Below are 24,210 nucleotides of genomic sequence, written 5' to 3'. Positions count from 1 at the left end.
CTAGAAGCCTTTTTATTCATAGATTACTTAAACTATCAATAACTTATCGCTAATCGTTTATCACATAATGAGCGTAATTCATGTTAAAATGAGCGCTTTTAAATTAGCCGTTAATATTTTTAATGAATAACGGCTTTTTTTAGTGCCATTTTTCTAATGAACAGGTCCGCTCATGTCTGCCGATACCATCGCCCGCACCGCCTTTAAACAAGGTACCAAACCACTTTACGACTACGATAAACATTGGGCAAGCTGCTACGAGCCAGCGCCTTATTTGCCTATGAGCCGCAAAGAGATGGACGATTTGGGCTGGGATGCCTGTGATGTCATCATCATTTCAGGCGATGCATATGTCGATCATCCAAGCTTTGGTATGGCGATTATCGGTCGTCTACTAGAGTCACAAGGCTTTCGTGTGGGTATCATTGCTCAGCCAGATTGGAAGAGCAAAGACGCGTTTATGGAATTGGGCAAACCTGTCTATGCTTACGGCGTGACCGCAGGCAACATGGACAGCATGATCAACCGCTATACCGCCGATCGCAAGATTCGTAGCGATGATGCGTACTCGCCGGGCAACGTGGCAAATAAACGCCCTGACCGCGCCGCTATCGTCTATAGCCAGCGCTGCCGTGAAGCTTATCCTGATGTGCCAATTATCCTAGGTGGTATCGAAGGCAGTCTACGCCGTATCGCTCATTATGATTACTGGTCGGACAAAGTCCGCCGTAGTATCTTGATGGATGCCCGTGCCGATGTTTTATTGTACGGTAATGCTGAGCGCGCCATCGTCGATGTGGTACATGGTCTGTCTAAAGGCTATAGCTTTGAGCAAATGAGCAAATTGCGCGGTACCTCATATCTATTGACGCCAACGCGCCGCCATTGGCAAGACGATATGACCGAAGTTGCTAGTAATGACGTCGATACCGTGGGCCGTGTTGACCCGATTATCAATCCATATGTGATGACCGAAGACGTGGATCAATGCTCAATCGAGCAAGACAAACCCAGCGATTCACCAGTTGGGCAAGCGCTCTCAGGAATGGCTTCACAGTATCCGGGCTTTGTTTCTGAACCAGTTGCCAATAAAATTCTAAATGCTGAGCAAGTTGACGAAGAAACGCAAGTGGTGCAAATGCGTGGTTTTGACAAGCCAATGACGGCGCGTAAGCATAAAATAAAAATGCCGCCACGTGAAAAGACAGTCATTCGTCTGCCTGATTATGAGCACGTCAAATCTGACCCTGTGTTGTACGCTCATGCCAGCCGTATCTTACATCTTGAGACCAATCCGGGTAATGCCCGTGCCCTCGTGCAACGTCATAGTAGCGGTGCTGGTAACTCACACACCTCCATCGATGTCTGGCTCAATCCGCCACCGATTCCGCTCTCGACCGAAGAGATGGATTATGTGTTTGACTTGCCGTACGCACGTTTGCCGCATCCAAGCTATGGCGATGCACGCATCCCTGCTTATGACATGATTAAATTCTCAGTCAATATCATGCGCGGCTGTTTTGGTGGTTGTACTTTCTGCTCGATCACTGAGCACGAAGGACGCATTATCCAAAACCGCTCGGAAGAATCTATCCTACGAGAAGTCGAAGCGATTCGTGATACCGCACCTAACTACACTGGCGTTATCTCTGACCTTGGCGGGCCAACGGCCAATATGTATCGTCTGAGCTGTAAAGACGAGACCATTGAAAAGAATTGCCGTAAGCCGTCTTGCGTCTATCCTGACGTCTGCGAAAACTTGATTACCGATCATAGTAGTTTAACCAAGCTGTATCGCAAAGCCCGTGATATCAAAGGTGTGAAAAAGATTCTTATCGCCTCTGGCTTGCGCTATGACTTGGCGGTGAAAGACCCTGAATACGTCAAAGAATTGGTCAGCCATCATGTCGGTGGTTATCTAAAAATTGCACCTGAACATTCAGAAGAAAACGTCTTATCGAAAATGATGAAGCCGGGCATGGGCAGCTATGATAAATTCAAAGCCATGTTTGAGCAGTACAGCCAAGAAGCGGGCAAAGAGCAATATCTAATTCCTTACTTTATCGCCGCGCATCCGGGCACGAAAGATGAGGATATGATGAACCTTGCGCTGTGGCTAAAAAGCCATGGCTACCGCGCTGACCAAGTACAAGCGTTTTATCCTAGCCCGATGGCGACAGCGACCACCATGTATCATACGCATAAAGATCCACTGCATAAGATCAGCCGTGATGAAGGTGACATGGATATCGTCAAATCTGGTAAACAGCGCAAATTGCATAAAGCGTTCTTGCGCTATCATGATCCAAAAAACTGGGTACTGCTGCGTAAAGCGCTACAAGATATGGGTCGTGGCGATTTGATTGGTAAAAACCGTGGCTGCTTAATCCCGCCGTTCAACGCCAGTTTAGAAGGGCGAGATGCGGCACAAGACAGCTATCAATCAGCGCGTAAAAAGAACAGCCGCTTGGGTAATGATTCGGTGAAGCGTAATAATAATTCGTCAACCAATGGCGCATCCGCTAAAGGCGCTACGGGTCAAAACACGGTCAGCAAAAACACCAAAAAGCGCGTGAGTAAAGGCAATTTCCAAACCCAGCATACTGGTTTGCCACCGCGTAAAACCAAGTAGTTAAAGCTCTTTATCTCAGTGATAAATATAGATACTTAAATGAGTGGCAAACACTTATTTAAGCTCATCAAAAAAGCGTCTATCGGTCAAAAGATCGATAGGCGCTTTTTTATTTGAAGCAGCTTATTTTTAATAAATGCATAATCAAAGTTTAAATACCAATCAAAACGCGCCAAATGATGCGTTACATTAGTCAGTGATTAAGTAACTTAATGAACACGTAACAAACAATTTCTAACATTCTTCGAGCGCTGTTTTCGTTACCATATGCGCTATATGCTTAACGCATTATTAAAAATAAATACATTATGATTTTTATATCTTTGGAGAATGCCATGAACACCCTAACTAAATTTGCTGTTGCGCTACCTACCCTTGCCTTATTAAGTGCTTGTGCGACCACGGCTCCTACTACGCCAAATGCATCAAACACGCCTGCATCAGAAAGCGTCACCGATGCCGCTTATGATCGTATGGCACCAGCACCTTATACCTGTACTGACGACAGCACCATCATGGCTAAACAATCTATCAATAAAAAACAAGTGATGCTCAATGCGACCTTGCCTAAAGTAAAATGGGCTGAGCAACCAATCATCTTAAATGGTGATGTACAAGGTGATACTGCAAGCTACGTTAATGAGTCAAATCCAGAAGCTGTCTATGCATGGCACATGAAAGGCGATAAAGGTATTTTTGCCATCAAATGGGCAAACGGTAAAGAATATCAAGTAAACTGCCAAATCTAGTTAGCTAGCTATAAACAGCCTGCCAGTTTTAAAAAACCAGCGACATATACAAGACAGTCATCATAGGATGGCTGTTTTTTTTGCGTATTGATTGAACAATATTGCATTGAATATCTGTATAAAAACTGACATCAAAACCACAGATTCAGGTCAAGCATTGGTGAGAATGAACGGTTTGCTGCTTTTGTCTAGAGAAGCATCAAGAAACCTGTCAAAATAGCACTGATAGGACATTGTCTATGATTAATAATACTAAGGATACGTCGATGGCTAAGCGCTTAATGAATATGATAATCATCGCTACTGCCAGCATGTGGGCACTGGCTGGCTGCGACAACAATGCTGAAACGGCCGCTCAAGCTTCTGAGCCAGCAGTGGCGACCGCAGACTCCTCAACGACAGCCACTAAGACTATCGACTGGGCTGTCATGGCGAGCGGTGAGAAGCCCGCTGACCCTGCCAATTATCAATATCCGTTTGCGCTTGATAGCCAAAATGTGCTCGACTACGCAGAGTATTTCAAGGTAGATAATGCCACTGCTCAACACAACCTCACTATCAGTATGGCAAGTAATGAGGCACTATCCAAAGCCTTGGATCAGCTCAGTGAAAGCTATGTCTCGCATGAGCTAACCGATGGCAATGAGATGAAACTTGTCATTCATACCACGCCTGATATCGCTGCCAGTAGCTATGATTATGTGCTGTCTGATGACTTTGCGAAAGGGTTGGTATTGCCTATCGTGATACAGCCAGATGGTAAAAAAGGTGAAGCGAAGGCACATGGAGAGGTAGTGGAGTAATTTAATTTGTAGGGTGCGCCCTGCGCACCTATAGAGTATTAAAATTCATACGGTAAATATAAATGTCACAATACATTCGTTCATACACGAAAGGTGCTACCTACTTTTTTACTTTGGTGTCATACGATCGAAGAAAAATACTGTGTGAAGATGACTTCTTAAAAGCCTTTAAAAAAAGCATCAAACAAGTTCAACAACAATATCCTTTTAAAATCATTGCATGGGTACAACTACCCGACCATCTACACTGTATTTGGAAAATGCCTACTGACGATGCTAATTATAGTATGCGTTGGTCGCAGATAAAACGATTAACCACCCAAGCCTGTCCGCAATATCATTTACCAATAGATGTGTTAAGCCGTTCAAAAATTAAAAGAAGCGAAAGAGGTATTTGGCAACGTCGATTTTATGAACATGAAATAAAAGACGAAGCAGACTTCATAAGGCATATGGATTATTTGCACTATAATCCTGTTAAGCATGGGTTAGTTAAAAATGTAGTAGACTGGCCATATTCGAGCTTTCATCGTTATGTGAAGCAAGGTGTTTATGCGGAAGACTGGGGTAATGAGTCAATTGGTTTTTCAGAGAGTTTTTCAGATAAATTAGAGTAGTTTTTTTCTAGGTGCGCTGGGCGCACCCTACGCTAACTAATCAAAAACAGTAATTGAATGATATCCAAAATTTAACGGATACTCTGATACAACCTTCTCTCTTCCATTCAAGTCTTCTATCTCCCTCCAAAAGCTCCCATAAGGTTTAGGAGTTAACTTCAAAGATATCTCCTTTTTATTTATCGCTTTTTTAATATCCTTATCACAATACATAGGTATTTCAAAAATAGTATTTCCAAAACAGATGGTTCCTACATATTCAAAAAAATCTTCTTCTAACACTTCATTTTCAGATGTATCTTTACTTCTATGTAAAATACTTACATAAGGAGAGCTTAAGTTATTGTAAGGCATAAATGTAGAAACTACTTTTATAGGTATTTGATCTGAAATCTTATCCAACTTATCATCTATTAAAAAATTTCTAACAACCTCAAAGTACATTCTATGCTCTCTAGGTAGTAAGCCATATAAAACCTTCATAAGCCCTTTATAAACATTTATAGGAGTATGTTTTGCTATTTCACAAACGTAAGTAAACTCTTTATTCTTAAAGTTTAAATCTAAATTATCATTAATTGGTATAATATAACTACCTTTTTCTTCTGAAAACTCAAACCCCTTTTTTCCATTCTTGGAGTAAGAACTAATATACTTTCTCGTTTTGCCTTTTATTTTACTAAATACTCTGCGAGGTCTTAAATATTCACTAAGCTCTCTCTCTATAGTGTTGCCAAATTCTGAGTTGCACTGATCACACTCATCGTAATGTAATAAATACTTATTCCCTAAAAACTCTGGGATTACATGTGGTTTATTTTTAAAACTGACATCAGGTTCACTTTTTAAGCAAAATGCACATTTTTTAACACTTCCTTCAAAAGGATAAATATAAGTATCTCTATCTAGGCTAAGATAATCCCTATTGTCAAATATGGAAACATACTCTTCCATATTTTCTGCAATTTTTTTAGAAAGTCTTTTATGGCTCAGTCTATCACTAACTTTGTGCTTACTCTCACTATAAGTTATTGGATAAGAAACCTCGGCATAATTAGCATATAGTTTCTTATATTTACTTATATCAGCATCCATACCCTACTCCCCAACCATCGCCAAAAACTCTTCCTCACCCACTATCTTAACGCCCAATTTTTCCGCTTTGGTGAGCTTCGAGCCAGCTTTATCCCCTGCCAGTAGCGCAGTGGTTTTTGCAGAGATACTGCCTGAGACTTTTGCCCCTAGTGCTTGCAGCTTGGCTTTGGCTTCATCACGCGCCATGCTATCGAGCGCGCCAGTGATGACCCACGTTTGCCCATCGAGCGGCAATCCTTCTGATGCTACTTGCTCGACTTTATCCCAATGCACACCTGCTTCACGTAATGCAGTAATGACTTCGATATTGTGCGGTGCGCGGAAAAATTTATAAGCAAGCTCGGCAGTAATAGCGCCAACATCAGGCGTTTGTAGGAGCTTATCGATATCAGCAGCCATTAGGCTATCAAGGTCGCCAAATTGCTGTGCCAAATTCTGCGCCGTGGTCTCACCAACGCCGCGAATACCCAGCGCATAAATAAAGCGCGCGAGTGTTGTATGCTTACTGGCTTCGATAGCGCTGAGGATGTTCTGTACTGATTTTTCGCCCAGTTTCTCAAGCGTAATCAGCTCGTCTTGATGATTGTGCAATTGATAGATATCAGCGACTGTCTTCACCAAGCCATGCTCAAAAAAGTTAATCAGCCAACTTGCGCCTAAGCCATCGATATCCATTGCCCGACGCGAGACAAAGTGGATGAGCGCCTCGACCTGCTGCGCGGGACAAAATAGCCCACCAGTGCAACGCGCTAACGCTTCATCTTTGGGCAATACCACAGGCGAGTCACACACTGGGCAGGTCGATGGCAGCTGTACCGGTTCAGAATTTTCTGGACGCTGATCTGTCCAAACACGAGTCACTTTAGGAATCACATCACCTGCACGATGGACGCTGACCATATCACCTGCGCGCACATCTAGACGCTGAATCTCGCCAAAGTTATGCAAGGTGACATTGCTGACCGTGACGCCGCCGACTTTCACGGGTTCTAATTTACCAACGGGCGTAATGGCGCCAGTGCGTCCGACTTGCCACTCGATAGCATGCAAGCGGGTCATGACAGTTTCGGCAGGGAATTTATAAGCGGTTGCCCAGCGCGGCTCACGCGATAAAAACCCAAGCTGCTGCTGCAATGCCAAGCTATTGACCTTGATGACCATGCCATCAATCTCAAACGGTAGCTCGCCGCGTGTTTCCTTTACCGATTCATAATAGGCTTGAGCCTCGCGTGGATTTTGTACCACCTCGACTGCACTGATGGTAAAGCCAATGGTCTTTAGCCATGCAAGCGCTGCTGATTGGGTTTTGATATGCTCAGGTAAACCTTGATTGACTGAATAACAGTAAAATGCGAGCGGACGGCTAGCAGCAATGGCGGGATCTAGCTGACGCAAACTTCCAGCAGCGGCATTGCGTGGATTGGCAAAAGTTTTGTCGCCCTTTTCTTCAGCAAGGCGATTCAAACGCTCAAAACCCGCTTTCGGCATCAGCACCTCACCGCGCACTTCCAATAATGGAATCTCGCTTGCAGCCGCGAGCCAAAGTGGCAAATTGCGAATGGTTTTGGCATTTTGAGTGATGTCCTCGCCCGTTTGCCCATCACCGCGTGTCACCGCTTGGACAAACTTGCCATGAGCGTATTTGAGTGACACCGCCAAGCCATCGAGCTTTAGCTCCATCTCGTATTCAGGGTTTTGCTGTGCATCGTTGAGGCGATCATTCACGCGGCGCATAAAGCCATGTAATTCATCATAATCAAAGACATTGCCAAGCGAGAGCATGGGAATATCATGAGTGACTTGGGTAAAAGCCGATAGCGGCATGTCGCCAACTTGGTTAATCGGGCTATCTGGCTGCACCAAATCCGGATATTGTTCTTCAAGCGCCAATAAAGAGCGACGCAACTGATCGTATTCGCTGTCTTCTAAAATAGGATTATCAAGCACATAGTAGGCATAATTGTGCTGCTTAAGCGCATCGATAAACGTGCGCATCTGGGTGACGATAGCATCATCATTTTTTATAGGGTTAGTAGTATTGATGTCTTTATTAATGTCTTTAGAGGTAAGTGGTGAGATAGGGTCAGTCATAGTCGGCGTCTTTTATTTGCAATTCAAGATGCCGATATGATAACAAGTTTGTAGGATGCTCGGATATAGTCGTTCCTATATAAATTAGATACTGTGTCAGGCTCGCTCAGTCTACTATGTGTAGTACTTTCACTCACCTTCCTTGTATCTAAATTATCTTGAACCGACTCTAGCATTTTGCAGAAACTAAAGCCCATTAAAAAAGGCAAATAACGTCAATCGCTATTTGCCTTTTTTAATACTGCTAATATGAATCAGCTTTTATTGATCAACCTGTATTCATACATTAAAACTAACCTTCATAATCGCGGACTTGATTACGCAATTGCTGCTTGTATTCAGGGGTGATTGGTTCGTTCTCTTCATCGAGCATAATGGCGTCCAAATCACTTGCCATCATATAAGCGATGCTCATCATACTATCGAAGCTACGCAGCGCTTGTGGATGCGGCAAAGATAAGAATACTACCACGCCATTATAAGTATTGGTCGCCACGCTATGCGGATCAAAAGGCGCGATGCCACTATCAGTGATACCCATCATGCTAAACCATAGCATACCGGTGCCGTCTTTTTGCTCATAACGATGGAACATATTCATCGCGCCATAGCGCAGACCATACTTATCAATTAATGCCAATAAATCACGTCCACGGATAATCGCGGCTGGGCGGTCGCGATATTGATGCGGCAAGATAGTGATATTAATGTTGTCTTTGGCATTGATGAGTGGACCGTTTTGCGCTTCATCCACTGGCTCTGATAAATGCTGATCGAGTATCGGACTGTTATTATCGAAGCTTGGCTCGTCTGCGGTATCAATAGAGGGCATCAAGCTGTCAGTTGCAGACATCAAGCTTGAAAACGCATCCTGCTCTTGCTCGATATGCATCTGCTCAGCGGCTTCTGCAAACTCGCTGTTGTCAGCACGCTGCTGCTCTGCTTGCCAGCGCACATAGTCAGCATCATCTATTGTGCCAGTATCGCTGTCATTAACATCCGCATGCCCAGCTGTCAGCTGCGTATCAACATGGGTATGAGGTTGAGTCAAAGGCTCGTCTTCGACCACCGCATTTAGATAACTGCGATCAGGGGCGATACTTGTTTCGCCAGCGACTGTATCGTCTAAGTCTGGCTGATCGACGATATTGCGTTCATGGCGCGGTATGATAGGAATACCGTTTTTATCATAATTGACCGCTACCGCTTCAGCATTGCTGCGGCGCTTAAAGCTACGAATGACCATAAATAGCCCTGCAAGCATGATAAATGCGGCAATGGCAATCAATATAAACTGAATAGCGGTCATAAGAGATACATCCTAATATATGACAAAAGGGAATACATAAGAGGGAATAAATGGCAATAGTCTAGCATGGCTAATGAATATCGTCACCATATAGTCATCGTTTACCGTGAGGCTGACACACTTGCGTGACGTTGTAATATTGTCACATCATTTCTAACTATACCACCGACAACTGCTGCCAGTTATCAATTATTTTTGCTATTCAACGCTGCTCTTAATCAGAAAGGTAACGCGCTGCCTCATCGAGTGACACACTGACCAAGGTAGAAATCCCTGCGCTTGGCATGGTCACGCCTTTTAACTCATCGGCAATCTGCATCGTTAATTTATTATGGCTGATAAAGATAAACTGCAAATCGTCTGCTAATTCATGAATAAGACTGGTAAAGCGAGCGACGTTGGCGTCATCAAGTGGTGCATCGACTTCATCCAACACACAAAATGGCGCGGGATGCTGCTTAAATATCGCAAAAATCAAGCTCAATGCAGTAAGCGTCTTTTCGCCGCCTGAAAGCACAGCGAGACGGCTGTTACGTTTGCCTTTTGGCTGTGCCATCAAGGTTAGCCCTGCCCGCCACTGTTCTGATTTTGGTGCATTAATGGGCATATCATCCGTATTGAGCGTTAAACTGGCTTGCCCGCCACCAAACACTTTGGCAAATAAATTGGCAAGCTCAATATTGACGGCATCGAGCGTCTGCATAAATAGCGTCTTGGTCGTTTCATCAATCGAAGCAATCGCCTCCGTTAACGTCTGCATACTCGCAGCAATATCGGTTGTCTGCTGCGCGAGTGGCTCTAAGCGTTCATTAACCTCTGCCAACTCTGCCACGGCAGCGAGATTGACCGCGCCAATTTTGCCTAGCTGCTGCTCAAGCTGCACGCGCTCAGCCTCAAGCTCAGCGATTTTATCTGGGCGCACACGGCGATCATGCGCAATAAAATCTGCCAATAAGTTTGAAACGCTCATCACTTGTTGCTGATGCTGTGGGTGCTGCGCTATGTCTGATTGTGCTTTATATTTATGACTCACCTTATAATAAGCATCTAGCGCTTCTTGCGTATGGCTACTAGCATCCTGTAATTTTGCAGCGCTTAGTGCCAGCTCGGTCGAGTGATTGGCAAGCGCATTTTGCTGAGTTTGCAGTGTGTTTTGCAAGGTATCTAGCTCAACCTGCTGCTGATTGTATTCTTGCTTGAGCACCGTTAATGCAGTTTCTCGCCCTGTTAATACAGCCTGCTGCTCATCGCGCGCGGTCTGTACTGTTTGTAATGCTGCTTGCAGTGCTGGCAGCATATTTTGCTGCTGCTCATGACGCGTCTTTAGATTTTGCTCGCTTTGTAGCGACTTATCAAATTGCGCATTTGCCCGAGCAAGACTGCTGACACTGTGTTCTAAACGCATCTCACTTTGTTGAATACGAAGCTGCAAAGCTTGCCAAGCGTCATCATCTGCTTGACGGGTACGACTTAGCTCACTGCGCTCCGCTTGTAATTGCTGAGTTGCCGCGCGAGCATCGGCGATTTGTGGCGTTAGCGCTGCGATTTTGCTTTGGAGATCCTGCTGCTCATGATTGAGCGATTGTTGTTCTTGCACCAACTCCTGTTGCTCTTGCTCAAGGGTAACTTTGTCAGCATTAAGGCGTTGGCTGTCCGCTTGCAAACGTTCAGCGTTGGCACGCTGAGTAGTGAGCTTTTGCTGATACTGATGCTTATCGCGGGTTAATTGCTCAGCTTGTGCTCGGGCTTCTTCTAAGCTGACCGTCATTGCATCATAGTTACGCTGGTCTTTTGTAATCGCTTTTTTCTGCGCTTCTATTTTGTTCTCAAACTCATCGAGCAAGTCTTCTAACGCTTGTAAACGGCTGCGCTGCTGTAAACGCTGGGTTAAAAATTGACTGTTGCTGTTATTGCTACCATTTTGTCCATCTTGCGCACCAACAAATTTACTTAGATTCATCGTACCCTGACGACTGATAAGCCAGCCGTCAGTCGTTAGTAAAATAGCTGACGATGGCAATACTTTTAAAATCTCAGCAAGCGCTTCTAACGTTTGCTTATTATCTGTCTCAGGCTGTGCAATATATAAATAGCACTGCCGCCAAAGCGCTAAGTTCGGTGCGCTAATCAGCTGTGATAAAGGCAATACTTTATCAATCAAACTCTCAGGCAATTCGCTAACCAGTGGCTTTGCGTTTACACCGTTTTGTTTAGCAGATAGCCACAAGCTATGGCCCGTTTCTATTTTGATTGATGACTTGTCCACTGTATTGGTTTGCGCATTTTGATAAACAAATAAATCTTTTAACTCATGCTCAAGTACTTGCCATAAGCTATGCGTTTGCTCGGAGTCAGCGCTCACATTATTAACATTTGGTTGATAGGTTTGGTTAGAAACTAGCACATGGCTGTCTAACCATAATGCCAACACACTATCGAGTAGCTTGGCATGCTGCTGACCTTTCGCGCTTAACTCAATCTGATCACGCAAGGTGGTAATGGTCAATTGGCTATAGTCGCTGACTATTTTGCTTTCTAAATCACTTTTAACATCAGCAGTTTTTGCATCAGCAGACTGTTGCGATTTTGATGCCGGCTTAGGATGCAATATTTGATGCAGGGTATCGTACTCACCTGCCAATACGGCGTGGCGCTTCTCATTCTCGCTCAACTCGCGCTGCTGCGTGTGCAATTGCTGTTGTAAATCCTGCGCTTGCGGTTGTAGCTCAGACAAGCGCTCATCCACACTGTCTTGTTGGCGTTCAATCTGCTGCAATTTTTTGTTTAGCTCAGCAACTTGCGCCGATAACGTCTGCTGTAAATTATTTGCATTAGAATTATCTTGCAAACCAGCACTTTCAACTGGTGATAGCGACTGTTGGAGTTGCTGCCATAAATGCTGCCAGTTTGTATGACGACGCTGCCACTTATCATGATTTTGCTGATAACGTTTTTGTGCTTGGTTATTAATGGCTTGCTGTTGTTCAAGCATGCGTGCATTATCTTGCAAGCGTGATAGCTGATTTTGCGCGTCATGGTAGGCGCGCTGTAATGGCTGCTCGTTGCGTTTATGCGCTTCACGTTTATTCGTTAATTCATTGAGCTTAGGACGCAATCCTTCTAGCACAGTGTGCTGCTCGGCTTGCTCAGCCTTTAAGCGATTTATCTCATCGACTGCTTGCTCACGCTGCTGCTCTAAACTGGCAAGCTGTTGCTCAATAGCAGTCAGCTGTGACTTGGCATCGCCTAATTGATGCTCAGCTTGTTGATAGCTTAATTGCTGCTGATAATGGCTACTTTGAGCGTCATCTTTTAACCACTGCTCTTGATTGATATGGGCAGCAAGCTTATCTTGCTTGGCTTTTAGGGTGTCATAGTTGGCTTGTAAAGTTGATACTTCAGTGGCGCTGCGCTCATGCGCTATTTTTTGCTGCTGCTGAGTATGCTTGGCTTGATAGAGCTGCTGAATGGCAAGCTGCTGCTTGATATCAGCAAGCATTAGCGCTAACTCTTCATAACGCTCAGCACTGGCAGCTTGCTTAGACAGACGCTTTTGTTGGCTGACCAGCTCGCTTTGCATATCATGCAGGCGTGCCAAATTATCTTTCGTTTTCTCGAGCTTCTTTTGGGTTTCTTCACGGCGAGCTTGATAGCGCGAGACCCCTGCCGCCTCTTCGATGAACTCACGCAGCTGCATGGGGCTAGACTCAACAATACGCCCAATCATACCTTGTTCAATCACCGCATAACTACGTGCGCCAAGTCCCGTACCCAAGAATACATCGACGACATCACGGCGACGACAGCGCGTACCATTGATAAAATAATCCGAGCGCCCCTCTTTATTTACCTGACGACGAACGGACAGTTCTTGATACAGATTAAATTCATGGCGAATACCGTTTTGCTCATCTTGCGTATGCTCAAAGGTGAGCTCAACGCTAGCGACACTTTTGGCGGATTTATCTTGCGTACCGGCAAAGATAACATCACTCATCGCGCCGCCACGTAACTGCTTGGCAGAGGTTTCACCCAGCACCCAACGAATGGCATCAATGACGTTAGATTTGCCACAGCCGTTCGGCCCGACAATGGCGGTGATACCATGACGAAAAGTAAAAGTCGTTGGATTGGCAAAGGATTTAAAGCCTGCCAGCTTGAGAGATTTTAGGCGCATGAAGGATCAGTAAATATGGCGAAAACAGGCGGCTATTCTACCTCAAATTGTGCTAATTTTTTAGGGTTTGTGACAGATGCTATAATATGGCTTAAAATAATAATCATTCATATAACTATCAAAAAATAAGAGTATAAAAATGCCTAACTATAATCCGCAAGAACTACAGCAAAAATATGAGCAATGGTGCAAACTACATCGCCAGCAACTCGAAGCGCAGCAGCAGTTTTTGCAAGCTGAAGCCTTGCAAAATGAGTTGAAAAATTACTACCTAGACCCTCAATGGATGACAGATCGTGAAGCGGATCTGCCAATTGAACATTCAGGTGATGAATACTCTATCTTTAGTGAAGATGCGCTATGGAGTATGCTCAGCGACCATGATGAGCTAGCAAGAAAGTGGATGCGTTTGGGGCTTGATGCGATTGATAGGAAATAGCATTCTATTAACAGTGAAAGTATTTGGCTTGTCAGTTCCGAATAATTTAAATACATAAATGATTGATAAATAAAAACAGGTAACTGTTTTATCTGAAATCTTGGTCAGTTTTAGAGTTTATATATTATTAAGTATAGTCTGATATATGTTCTTTAATCTTATCGTAAAGTTGATCAAAACTTTTATCAAACCTTATCTTCATTGATTCTCGATTGTTTATACTACTAGAGTTATTGTTAGGGCTATGAGACAAGAGAAACTGACGTGAAATCGCCAAAAAATATTCACAATCAGTACTCAATTCCGGAAAATACAGAATAGTAAGAGTTTCAATTTTTGCACCTTTTTCATCGAACTCAGCAGTATCTATAAGAGCTCCACTTTCTAGTTGAGATAGTTGTAAACTAATATTCTTCAGAATATTGGTAAAATCAATAAGTCGGAAGGTCAGCTCTTCGTACTTTTGTCTTCGAAAAACTTGACGGTCATGTTTATGTTCGGAGTCTTGTTTTACAAGATCATGATCGTGGTCAGAGTTCTGTTTTTTAGTATCCTGCTTATACCTTTGAACATTCAAAAAATAATTTGCTACGAATGAAACTCCTCCTCCAGTTATCACACCGATAACACCAGCTATTAATGCGTCCACTCATATTCCCTAAAGTAATATCATCCGAAGTAGTCGAACGATTAGTATTCTAAATCACCCCAATCCCACTTAACAACAGCTGCCCGCCTGCAAACAATAACAACACCCCAAAGGCACGCTTAAGCGTTAGCGCAGGCAATTGGTGGGCAAGCTTGGCACCGACTTTTGCCATCGCAAAGCTAGCGACAGAAATACATAAAAATCCCGTGATATGGACAAAACCTATCGTACCCTCAGGCAGATTGACCACATCTTGCCCGAACCATGCAAACCCTGCCGCACCAGCCAATGCAATCGGCAATCCACAAGCGGCAGACGTGCCAACCGACTGCTTCATCGGTAACCCCGCCCAATTTAAAAAGGGTACGGTCAAGCTGCCACCGCCAATCCCAAAAATAGACGACGCCATGCCAATCCCTGTACCCGCGCCAAACTGTACGCCAGCTGACGGTAGCGGTTTGCCCAGCTGCTCTTTATTGGACAAAAACAGCATTTTTAAAGCGACCAATAACGCGCCGACACCGATGATGGCTTGCAATACTTTACCGTCAATCATATCGGCAATACCAGCACCGACCAAACTACCGATGACCAAGCCGAGTGCCATTTTGCGCCAGACCTCCCAACGTACGCCGCCACGCTTATTGTGCGCAGTCATTGAGCTAATCGAAGTCACAACGATGGTCGCCAGTGATGTACCAATCGCCAAATGGGTCACCACTTCTGGCGAAAAATCATAAGCGGTAAAAATCCATACCAATGCTGGTACGATAATCATGCCGCCGCCAACGCCAAATAGACCGGCACTGACACCCGCAAACGCGCCTGCAATCACAAACCACACATATAACATCATCGAATTAGCCTTTTATCACACTTATTTTTATAAAAATTCTTTAGTTTTATAATCACTTGCCTATCGCATTTGCTAAATCATAATCCGACCTTTATGCTGTTTATTTGGTATTGTCTAATCGTGACAACCGCCCAGTATAACAAAGATTATCCACGCTATATTAACCACATCGACGAAACTTATGCCGCCATTTTCCAATTTTTCTGACGACTCATTAGAGCTTCATCATTTACCACAGCTGAACCATCGCCACCTTGTCAGCAGTGCCTCTACCAATAGCGAGCTGATAACAGATGTACAACATGGCACGTTAAATGCTGCGCAGATGCATCTACTGACCGCTGAAACCCAAAGCGCAGGTCGTGGGCAGCACGGGCGCTCGTGGCAATCACCGCGCGGCAATGTCTATCTGTCGTTATATCATCCTGTTCATCTGCCGATTAGCGGTTTACTGTCACTAATCATCGGCGTTGAACTGGCAAAAATGCCCGTTATTCAAATATTAAATGAGCAATTGCGCGCGCAAGGGTTGACGCCCATCGGCGTGAAGTGGGCGAATGATTTGGGCTTTTATCAACCGCCATCTGACTCAGTGTCAAATGAGCCTAAACTGGCAGCACAGACCCTACCTTTTAATAAACTTGCGGGTATTTTGATAGAACCTGTTACCCAAACGGGCAAATTGGTCGGCGTGGTGATGGGCGTAGGACTTAATGTACAGGCAACGCCCAATCTCACTGCAAAAACCTGCGAAGGCATGAGTTATCAAGCGATTAGCCTACAGGATATTTATGAGAAGCTAAAACCAGAGACAGATATTGTGAGTCTGCCAAGCCTAAAAATACTTTACCAACAAATGAGTAAAGCCCTGCTAGCCGCGATGACACGCTTTGAGCACTTAGGATTAGAGAAGCCCACTGGTCAAAGCTATAATTTGGACAGCTTTTTAAAACAGTTTGAGTCGATGGATGCACTGGCAGGATTACGCTTGCACGTTACTCAAGAGCATAACGGTAAAACAGATAGTATCACAGGTTATGCTTGTGGTCTTGATACACATGGATGTTTGCAATTGCGTCAAGATAGCGGTAAGATTTCTGCGCTTTTTACCGGACGCATCGACGTTATTGATAAGGCTTAAATCAAAGACCCAATGGGCACGATATAAAGGGATTTTTATGCTCTGGTTAGATCTTGGCAACACCCGTCTAAAATACTGGCTCACCGATGATATCGGACAAATAGTCGCGCATGATGCCAAGCAACATTTGCAAGCGCCTGCCGAACTACTGATGGGTTTGACCGATCGCTTCGAGCGTTATGCGCCTGATTTCATTGGTATCTCATCGGTGCTGGGCGACGATTTAAATGTTAAAGTGTCAGAGACGTTAGGTCGTCTGAATATTCCGTTTGAGTTTGTCCATGTCGATGCAGCGCATGCTTTGATGAAGAGTGCTTATAATGACGAACAGCTCGGCTGTGATCGTTGGCTACAGATGCTGGGCGCCGTAGATAAGAAAAAACGTCAATGCGTGATTGGCTGTGGCACAGCAGTGACCATTGACTTGATTGATCATGCTGAGCATTTGGGCGGTTATATTTTCCCCAGTATTTATCTGCAACGTGAATCACTATTTTCAGGCACTAAGCAAATCACCATATCCAATGGCACCTTTGATAGTGTGGGTCAAGGCATGACCACACAAGATGCGGTACATCGCGGCATACTATTATCAATCGTCGGTGCCATCAATGAGATTAGCCATCGCCATCCCAACTTTGAAGTTATCATGACGGGTGGTGATGCATCTATTATCTCGCAGCACGTCAACCGTCCAGTACGCTTGCGTGATGATTTATTGTTGAACGGTCTGGCACGATATTTTGATCATACCAAACAGTCGTAATACTCAATAGATACTTTTACATTGAAAATAAAAAAAGCAGTACGTGTAAGGCGTACTGCTTTTTAGTATTGTTTAAGCTTTAGTAATACTCAAATATTATTGGAACGGTTACTTTGCCTACTACTGTCTTACTATCTTTTCTAAATGGTTTCAAAAGACTGCGGCGTAACTCTCTCATAAACTCACTATCAATTTTATCGGAGCCACTACTCTTCAATACGGTAATATTTGCAACTTTACCTTCCTGATTTACAATTAATAAAAATTTCATTTCCGCACGTTTGAGTTTGCAAGGTTCTTCCGGATCACAATTACCCTCTAAGTTGCGAATGTGACGACTATCGAACCTTGGTTGATGTACCCACTTCGCATCAGAAGTTGAAAACTGAATGACGGGTTGCGATGGTGACATGTCTGCTAACTCAGCATTTGCTGAGTGTACCGCAAATACACTCAGTAGAAATAGCGCTTTTGTCAGCACAGAAATAATAGTTAATCGCAGATTTATCTTGAAGCGTGTTTTAGGTGTGGTAATAGTCAGCAGCATAGACGATATCTTATAAATATGGCGAATAAAAAAGGCTAAGAAGCAACTCTATTAATCGATTATTGTCAATCAAAAAATAAAATATACCTTAGCACAATTGTTCGTTATTAACCAGCCATTGTCCTAAGCTAGTCTGGTTATGCCAAATTTAGAAAGTCGCTGATGATAGTATTATATTTTTATACTATTTAGTCTCATTAAATAGCTCACGACCAACTAGCATACGGCGGATTTCACTGGTACCCGCGCCAATCTCATACAACTTGGCATCGCGCCAGTAGCGACCAAGTGGATACTCATTGGTGTAGCCATTACCACCAAAGATTTGAATGCCCTCGCCTGCCATCCAGGTGGCTTTTTCGGCACACCATAAAATCACACTAGCGCAATCTTTACGTACTTCTCGGCTATGACCGGCACCGCGCGCGTCCAACATATCGAGATTTTTGCCGACAGTGTACAAGAAGCTGCGACCTGCTTGCAATATCGTATACATGTCTGCGACTTTGCCTTGAATAAGCTGGAACTCACCGATGGCTTGACCAAACTGCTTACGATCATGGATATAAGGCACGACATTATCCATCACCGCTTGCATGATGCCGATAGGACCTGCAGCTAATACTGCACGCTCGTAATCTAGCCCGCTCATCAATACCTTAACGCCTTCATTGAGGCCGCCTAAGATGTTCTCTTTAGGTACTTCAACATTATTAAAGGTCATCTCGCCCGTATGACTACCACGCATGCCGAGCTTATCCAGCTTTTGTGCCGTGCCAAAACCTTCCATACCTTTTTCAACGATAAAGGCCGTCATGCCTTTCGCGCCTAGCTCTGGATTGGTCTTAGCATAAACCACCATCACGTCAGCATCGGGACCATTGGTAATCCACATTTTGCTACCATTCAACACATAGCTACCGTCTTTTTCTTCAGCTCTGAGCTTCATGCTGACGACGTCTGAGCCAGCGCCTGTCTCACTCATAGCCAATGCACCGATGAACTCACCGCTGACTAATTTTGGCAAATACTTTTGTTTTTGTGCTTCACTGCCGTTACGTTTTATTTGGTTGATACATAGGTTTGAGTGCGCACCATAGCTCAGCGCTACCGATGCCGAAGCGCGGCTAATCTCTTCCATCGCGACCATATGTGCGACGTAGCCCATGTTAGAGCCGCCGTACTCTTCAGGAACGGTAATACCATGTAGACCAATGTCGCCCATTTTTTGCCACAAATCCATGGGGAACTCGTCGCTACTGTCAATCTCGGCAGCACGTGGGGCAATTTCATTAGTCGCAAACTGTTGTACCATGTCACGTAAGGCATCGATATCTTCGCCAAGCTGAAAATTCAATCCAGGTAAACTCATAGCCATTCCTTGTATTTTGATGTTTAATTTTTTACTAGCGCTGTGTCAATTTAAAAATAGATGATATAGCTTGAACAAATTTTCCTCGCTTGCTGTGCAACTTCGTCACTCCAGAAGCTTCAAAAAATTTGTCCCAGCCATAAACCTATCTATCTATTCATTTAGCTTATGACTAACTATATTCTTAATGAAATTAGTTAAGACTGACGTTTGTTAATTAAAGCACGTGCCACGTTTGAGCCATTTGGACGCTTTAAAAACGCACTGATACGCTCGCCTGCCACGACCAATTTATCCAAATCGATGCCTGTACTGATACCCATACCATGCAGCATATACACCACATCTTCGGTCGCCACGTTACCCGTTGCGCCTTTGGCATAAGGACAGCCGCCTAGTCCAGCCACCGAGGTATCAAACTCACTGACACCCATTTGTAGTGCAGCTAAGGTATTGCTCAATGCTTGACCATAAGTATCATGAAAATGACCCGATAGCATAGAGATATCAGCATATTCTAATGCAGCTTGTAATGCTCGTTGCACTTTGAGCGGTGTACCCACACCAATGGTGTCGGCAATGCCAATTTGCTCAGTACCAATCTCTACCAGACGCTTAGTCACATAAGCTACTTGGCTAGGGTCAATGTCGCCTTCATAAGGACAGCCAACCGTACAAGAGATAACGCCGCGTACTTTGATGCCTTGCGCTTTTGCCGCAGCAGCAACTGATGCAAAACGCTCAATACTCTCATCAATACTACAGTTGATATTCTGTTGACTAAAGGTTTCGCTAGCTGAGCCAAAAATAACGATTTCATCAGGACGATGAATGATGGCATTTTCAAAGCCGCGCATATTGGGTACTAGAACTGAATAACAAATATCCGCATGCCGCGTCGGCGCTAGCGCATCGAGCAACGCGCTGTTATCACTCATTTGTGGCACCCACTTTGGCGAAACAAAGCTTGTCGTCTCAAGCTTTTTGACACCTGCCGCAATCAAATCATTGATAAGCGTTTGCTTAACCTCAGTCGGTACCGTCATTGACTCGTTTTGTAGTCCATCACGCGGGCTAACATCAACGATTCTGACATGCTTTGGATACGGATGGTTTGGATACGAGTGGCTCATGCTTGTCGTCCTTATTGTTACTTACCTATTATTAAGCTATGTCAGCTATTCGCTTTCCGTATTAATGCGTAATAACTCGTCACCATCAGCAACCAAATCACCTGCTGCAAATAGCAATTCTGCCACTACCCCATCTGTCGGTGCAGTAATAGTATGCTCAATCTTCATGGCTTCGATGACCGCTAACGGCTCGCCTTTTTTCACAGTATCGCCAACCGCCACTTTAAAGGCAACAACCTGTCCTGGCATCGGTGATTTTAAACTGCCGACTGCCGCGGACTCTTCACCCACGTGTTCCATGATATCAATCAGCGTAATCTCGTCACGACCACTGTCTGTGAATACATAGACCGTCTCATTAAGCACCCAGCTTTGCGCGCTAGTACGAGCACCATCCAACCATAATGTATGATTGTGCTCGTCGCTACTGGCATAGCTCACTTGACCTTCATAAACCGTTTCGGTCTGAGCAGCGACATTAATATTACTATTATCCTGTGTATTCGTGACTTCTTTTTCAATAACAAGCGTAAAGCTACTGAGGTTATCACCGCCTTTTTTGCTGTCTGAACAACTTGCATTATGCCAGTTGCTCATGCGGGCCGTATAAGCATGCTCATCATAAACCAAGCTAAATGATCTGGTGTAGTCGCTATAAGCACGGAAGCCTGTAGGTTTGCTAAATGGATCAATATCTGACTCTTGCATTGCAATCTCGCTCGCAAGCTGACGAGTAATGGCGGTCACAACGAGCGTCGATAAAGCTAAAGGCTGCTGATTAAAAATCGCATCACGCTCGTGCTCAATCAATGCCGTATCGAGATTGGCTTTGCTAAAAGACTCTGTATTTAAGATATAGCGTAAAAATGCCGCATTATTCGGCAAACCCACGATACGCGTTTGCGCAAGTGCTCGATCGAGCTTGGCTAAGGCTTGCTCTCGCGTTGGCGCATGAACGATTAGCTTGGCAATCATAGAGTCATAGAACGGACTAATCACATCGCCTTCGCGCACGCCATCATCGATACGTACGCCAGTACCATCTTTATCAATCATAAAAGTGCTGTGTTCAGGTTTTTGATACGTAAACAACGTACCGGTCGCGGGCAAGAAGCTATTATCAGGGTTTTCGGCACAGATACGCGCCTCAATTGCATGGCCATTGATAGTCAAATCGTCTTGGGTCTTTGGCAATGGTTGACCTGCCGCGACTAAAAGCTGCCATTCGACCAAATCGACACCGGTAATCGCTTCGCTGACTGGATGCTCAACCTGCAACCGCGTATTCATCTCCATGAAATAAAAATTCATAGAATTTTCGCGCTGCTCAACGATGAACTCAACCGTGCCTGCGCCGACATAATCGACTGCACGGGCTGCTTCGATGGCAGCTGTTCCCATCGCCTCACGCATCGCAATGTCAACACCTGGTGCAGGCGCTTCTTCTAATACTTTTTGGTGGCGGCGCTGTACGGAACAATCACGCTCAAATAAATGCACATAGTTGCCATGGGTATCGCCAAATACTTGGATTTCGATATGGCGCGGTTTTAAGGCGTATTTTTCAACCAACACTTTATCATCACTGAAGCTGGTAATGGCTTCACGGCGACATGAGTCTAATAAATCCACAAAGTCGCGGCTTTGCTCGACGATACGCATGCCTTTACCGCCACCACCTGCACTGGCTTTAATCAAGACAGGATAGCCAATGGCGTCTGCCTGCTGCTGCAGAAATTCTGCGTCTTGATTGTCACCATGATAACCCGGTATTAATGGCACGCCAGCTGTTTCCATCAACCGCTTGGATTCGGATTTGCCACCCATGGCACGAATAGCATCGGCTGAAGGTCCAATAAATACCAGTCCTGCATCCTGACAAGCTTGCGCAAAATCAGCATTTTCGCTTAAAAATCCATAACCCGGATGAATCGCTTGTGCGCCAGTCTCAAGCGCTATCGCGATAATCGCATCACCTTTTAGATAGCTGTCTTTCGGCGCTGAGCCACCCAAATAGATGGCTTCATCACAGACAGCCACATGCTTGGCCTCACGATCCGCATCGGAATAAACAGCAACGGTACTGACGCCAAGACGCTTAGAAGTCGCAGCCACTCGGCAAGCAATTTCACCACGGTTGGCAATTAGAATTTTAGAAAACATAACTATCCCTGTGTGTTATCGTTTTTATTTGAGGTCTTGTCTATTTATTCGTTTATCTCTCGTGCATTATCAATCTGCCGTCAACCAATTGGGCTTACGTTTTTGCAAAAAGGCTTGTACCCCTTCTTTGCCTTGCTTTGATGAACGAATATCAGCGATACCTTTAACGGTATCTGCAATCAATTCATCGGTAATCGGCGCGCCGGCGACTTCATGCAATAAACACTTGCAGGTCTTGACCGCATCGGGGCTGTTTTTGACCACTTTAGCGCAGAATGTCGCAACCGCATCGTCTAACGACTCTTCGCTGACACGCTCATGGATAAAGCCAAGCTGCCGGGCTTTTTTAGCATCGAATACTTCAGCACTGAGAAAATAACGCTGCGAGGCTCTGGCACCTAATGCACGTATCACATAAGGGCTAATCGTTGCAGGTGCTAAGCCCAAACGTACTTCGCTAAGACAAAAATTGGCAATTCTCACAGCGATTGCTACATCACAAACGGCAACCAAACCCATGCCACCTGCATATACATCTCCTTGAATAGCAGCAACCGTTGGTTTTGGGCACTCATAAATAGTCTTCAGCATTTGCGCCAATTTATCGGCGTCTGCAAGATTCTCTTCATAGCTATAATCCGCCATGGCACGCATCCAATTGAGATCCGCGCCCGCACAGAATGCCTTGCCAGCAGCGGCTAGCACAATGACACGTACCTCATCATCAGCACCAAATGTATTGAATGCATCGGTTAGCTCAGCAATCATTTCATCATTGAAAGCATTACGTATCTCAGGACGATTTAATGTCACCGTAGCAACGTGTTGTTCTACTTTAACCAATAAGCTTTTATAATTTTTATCACTGTCTTTTTGCATAACTTTCTCTGTATTTTTATGTAAATATTTAAACAAACGCTCGGTCAATCCATAATAATGTTAATACAAGGAAGCCGAATGTAGATGTACAAATCGTACTTCAAATGAGGTTGACGCAGTAGTAGCTTATTATGGGAAGGCCTGAAAATGCTTACATTCTAAAAACACCAAACGTCGTCTCTTCGATCGGCGCGTTATAGGCGGCGCTCAACCCTAACGCCAATACATTACGGGTATCAGCAGGATCAATCACGCCATCATCCCATAAACGTGCAGTGGCATAATAGGGATGACCTTGCTCTTCATACATTTCGCGTATCGGCGCTTTGAACGCCGCTTCATCTTCGTCGCTCCACGCCTCGCCTTTACGGTCAAAGTTATCGCGCTTCACCGTTGCCAATACTGATGCTGCTTGTTCACCGCCCATTACAGAGATACGCGCATTTGGCCACATCCATAAGAAACGCGGACTATAAGCACGGCCACACATGCCGTAGTTACCGGCACCGAATGAGCCGCCAACGATAACAGTAAACTTAGGTACTTTTGCATTCGCCACCGCCATCACCATCTTGGCGCCATGACGAGCGATACCTTCATTTTCATATTTACGACCAACCATAAATCCGGTGATGTTTTGCAAAAATATTAATGGAATTTTGCGTTTACAGCACAGCTCAATAAAGTGCGTACCTTTTTGTGCCGACTCACTAAACAAGATACCGTTATTGGCGATAATACCGACTGGCATCCCTTCGATATGAGCGAATCCACAAACCAGCGTCGTGCCAA

Annotated in this window: 19 protein-coding genes; 7 read left to right on the top strand and 12 right to left on the bottom strand. The window is 44.6% G+C overall.

Annotated features, from left to right (window positions below; translation table 11 throughout):
* Positions 1-172: 172 nt before the first annotated feature.
* The 4 genes from I3257_RS03630 (at position 173) to I3257_RS03615 (ending at position 4,801) form a co-directional block, all read left to right on the top strand.
* On the top strand, positions 173-2,632 hold the full coding sequence (locus tag I3257_RS03630) for a YgiQ family radical SAM protein (protein WP_238048850.1): 2,460 nt from the start codon (positions 173-175) through the stop codon (positions 2,630-2,632).
* 335 nt (positions 2,633-2,967) lie between these two features.
* On the top strand, positions 2,968-3,381 hold the full coding sequence (locus I3257_RS03625; protein WP_045443583.1) for a hypothetical protein: 414 nt from the start codon (positions 2,968-2,970) through the stop codon (positions 3,379-3,381).
* Positions 3,382-3,620: 239 nt separating this feature from the next.
* Entirely contained in the window at positions 3,621-4,184 is a 564-nt protein-coding gene (locus I3257_RS03620; protein ID WP_238048849.1) for a hypothetical protein, read from the top strand.
* Between the two features lie 62 nt (positions 4,185-4,246).
* Complete coding sequence (locus tag I3257_RS03615) at positions 4,247-4,801, top strand: transposase (protein WP_181209549.1); 555 nt, start codon at positions 4,247-4,249, stop codon at positions 4,799-4,801.
* Between the two features lie 36 nt (positions 4,802-4,837).
* On the opposite strand, the gene I3257_RS03610 is transcribed toward I3257_RS03615, so the two are convergent.
* From I3257_RS03610 to I3257_RS03595, 4 genes are all read right to left on the bottom strand, one after another.
* Positions 4,838-5,896, bottom strand: a complete 1,059-nt coding sequence (locus I3257_RS03610; protein ID WP_238048848.1) for an HNH endonuclease — start codon at positions 5,894-5,896, stop codon at positions 4,838-4,840.
* A gap of 3 nt (positions 5,897-5,899) precedes the next feature.
* Positions 5,900-7,987, bottom strand: a complete 2,088-nt coding sequence (gene ligA, locus I3257_RS03605; RefSeq protein WP_238048847.1) for an NAD-dependent DNA ligase LigA — start codon at positions 7,985-7,987, stop codon at positions 5,900-5,902.
* 292 nt (positions 7,988-8,279) lie between these two features.
* Complete coding sequence (locus tag I3257_RS03600; RefSeq protein WP_238048846.1) at positions 8,280-9,296, bottom strand: cell division protein ZipA C-terminal FtsZ-binding domain-containing protein; 1,017 nt, start codon at positions 9,294-9,296, stop codon at positions 8,280-8,282.
* 214 nt (positions 9,297-9,510) lie between these two features.
* A complete protein-coding gene (locus I3257_RS03595) occupies positions 9,511-13,473 on the bottom strand; it encodes an AAA family ATPase (RefSeq protein WP_238048845.1) in 3,963 nt (1,320 codons plus the stop codon).
* Between the two features lie 139 nt (positions 13,474-13,612).
* Here I3257_RS03595 and I3257_RS03590 point away from each other — a divergent pair, with 139 nt between their 5' ends.
* On the top strand, positions 13,613-13,912 hold the full coding sequence (locus tag I3257_RS03590; protein WP_045443574.1) for a DUF4298 domain-containing protein: 300 nt from the start codon (positions 13,613-13,615) through the stop codon (positions 13,910-13,912).
* Positions 13,913-14,039: 127 nt separating this feature from the next.
* On the opposite strand, the gene I3257_RS03585 is transcribed toward I3257_RS03590, so the two are convergent.
* A complete protein-coding gene (locus tag I3257_RS03585; protein ID WP_238048844.1) occupies positions 14,040-14,561 on the bottom strand; it encodes a hypothetical protein in 522 nt (173 codons plus the stop codon).
* Positions 14,562-14,610: 49 nt separating this feature from the next.
* Entirely contained in the window at positions 14,611-15,414 is an 804-nt protein-coding gene (locus I3257_RS03580; protein ID WP_201502082.1) for a sulfite exporter TauE/SafE family protein, read from the bottom strand.
* Between the two features lie 184 nt (positions 15,415-15,598).
* Here I3257_RS03580 and I3257_RS03575 point away from each other — a divergent pair, with 184 nt between their 5' ends.
* Both I3257_RS03575 and I3257_RS03570 read left to right on the top strand, forming a co-directional pair.
* Complete coding sequence (locus I3257_RS03575) at positions 15,599-16,558, top strand: biotin--[acetyl-CoA-carboxylase] ligase (protein WP_238048843.1); 960 nt, start codon at positions 15,599-15,601, stop codon at positions 16,556-16,558.
* A 37-nt stretch (positions 16,559-16,595) separates the two neighbouring features.
* Positions 16,596-17,324: a pantothenate kinase gene (locus I3257_RS03570; protein WP_055123442.1), complete on the top strand. Its 729-nt coding sequence runs from the start codon at positions 16,596-16,598 to the stop codon at positions 17,322-17,324.
* Between the two features lie 79 nt (positions 17,325-17,403).
* Here I3257_RS03570 and I3257_RS03565 read toward each other — a convergent pair whose 3' ends face one another.
* The 6 genes from I3257_RS03565 to I3257_RS03540 form a co-directional block, all read right to left on the bottom strand.
* Positions 17,404-17,871 carry an energy transducer TonB gene (locus I3257_RS03565; RefSeq protein ID WP_238048842.1) on the bottom strand — a complete coding sequence of 156 codons (468 nt, stop codon included), beginning with the start codon at positions 17,869-17,871 and terminating at the stop codon, positions 17,404-17,406.
* Between the two features lie 184 nt (positions 17,872-18,055).
* Positions 18,056-19,243 carry an isovaleryl-CoA dehydrogenase gene (locus I3257_RS03560; RefSeq protein ID WP_238048841.1) on the bottom strand — a complete coding sequence of 396 codons (1,188 nt, stop codon included), beginning with the start codon at positions 19,241-19,243 and terminating at the stop codon, positions 18,056-18,058.
* Positions 19,244-19,440: 197 nt separating this feature from the next.
* Positions 19,441-20,376, bottom strand: coding sequence for a hydroxymethylglutaryl-CoA lyase (locus I3257_RS03555; RefSeq protein ID WP_238048840.1), 936 nt, complete (start codon positions 20,374-20,376; stop codon positions 19,441-19,443).
* 45 nt (positions 20,377-20,421) lie between these two features.
* Complete coding sequence (locus I3257_RS03550; RefSeq protein WP_238048839.1) at positions 20,422-22,539, bottom strand: acetyl/propionyl/methylcrotonyl-CoA carboxylase subunit alpha; 2,118 nt, start codon at positions 22,537-22,539, stop codon at positions 20,422-20,424.
* Between the two features lie 69 nt (positions 22,540-22,608).
* Positions 22,609-23,418 carry an enoyl-CoA hydratase/isomerase family protein gene (locus I3257_RS03545; RefSeq protein WP_238048838.1) on the bottom strand — a complete coding sequence of 270 codons (810 nt, stop codon included), beginning with the start codon at positions 23,416-23,418 and terminating at the stop codon, positions 22,609-22,611.
* A 151-nt stretch (positions 23,419-23,569) separates the two neighbouring features.
* Positions 23,570-24,210 (bottom strand): carboxyl transferase domain-containing protein (locus I3257_RS03540; protein WP_275950080.1); only part of this gene is annotated, 641 nt, incomplete at its 5' end.

This window comes from Psychrobacter sp. Ps7 (assembly GCF_022129225.1).
GTDB lineage: Bacteria > Pseudomonadota > Gammaproteobacteria > Pseudomonadales > Moraxellaceae > Psychrobacter > Psychrobacter immobilis_A.
This window is presented reverse-complemented; position numbering and strand designations above follow the sequence as displayed.

Bases quoted from the DNA above. Each gene is read 5' to 3' on its own strand.
- I3257_RS03590 (WP_045443574.1), top strand. From the start codon at position 13,613: ATGCCTAACTATAATCCGCAAGAACTACAGCAAAAATATGAGCAATGG.
- I3257_RS03630 (WP_238048850.1), top strand. From the start codon at position 173: ATGTCTGCCGATACCATCGCCCGCACCGCCTTTAAACAAGGTACCAAA.
- I3257_RS03575 (WP_238048843.1), top strand. From the start codon at position 15,599: ATGCCGCCATTTTCCAATTTTTCTGACGACTCATTAGAGCTTCATCAT.
- I3257_RS03595 (WP_238048845.1), bottom strand. From the start codon at position 13,473: ATGCGCCTAAAATCTCTCAAGCTGGCAGGCTTTAAATCCTTTGCCAAT.
- I3257_RS03565 (WP_238048842.1), bottom strand. From the start codon at position 17,871: ATGCTGCTGACTATTACCACACCTAAAACACGCTTCAAGATAAATCTG.
- I3257_RS03610 (WP_238048848.1), bottom strand. From the start codon at position 5,896: ATGGATGCTGATATAAGTAAATATAAGAAACTATATGCTAATTATGCC.
- I3257_RS03555 (WP_238048840.1), bottom strand. From the start codon at position 20,376: ATGAGCCACTCGTATCCAAACCATCCGTATCCAAAGCATGTCAGAATC.
- I3257_RS03570 (WP_055123442.1), top strand. From the start codon at position 16,596: ATGCTCTGGTTAGATCTTGGCAACACCCGTCTAAAATACTGGCTCACC.
- I3257_RS03580 (WP_201502082.1), bottom strand. From the start codon at position 15,414: ATGTTATATGTGTGGTTTGTGATTGCAGGCGCGTTTGCGGGTGTCAGT.
- I3257_RS03560 (WP_238048841.1), bottom strand. From the start codon at position 19,243: ATGAGTTTACCTGGATTGAATTTTCAGCTTGGCGAAGATATCGATGCC.
- I3257_RS03550 (WP_238048839.1), bottom strand. From the start codon at position 22,539: ATGTTTTCTAAAATTCTAATTGCCAACCGTGGTGAAATTGCTTGCCGA.
- I3257_RS03545 (WP_238048838.1), bottom strand. From the start codon at position 23,418: ATGCAAAAAGACAGTGATAAAAATTATAAAAGCTTATTGGTTAAAGTA.
- I3257_RS03600 (WP_238048846.1), bottom strand. From the start codon at position 9,296: ATGACCGCTATTCAGTTTATATTGATTGCCATTGCCGCATTTATCATG.
- I3257_RS03615 (WP_181209549.1), top strand. From the start codon at position 4,247: ATGTCACAATACATTCGTTCATACACGAAAGGTGCTACCTACTTTTTT.
- I3257_RS03620 (WP_238048849.1), top strand. From the start codon at position 3,621: ATGATTAATAATACTAAGGATACGTCGATGGCTAAGCGCTTAATGAAT.
- ligA (WP_238048847.1), bottom strand. From the start codon at position 7,987: ATGACTGACCCTATCTCACCACTTACCTCTAAAGACATTAATAAAGAC.
- I3257_RS03625 (WP_045443583.1), top strand. From the start codon at position 2,968: ATGAACACCCTAACTAAATTTGCTGTTGCGCTACCTACCCTTGCCTTA.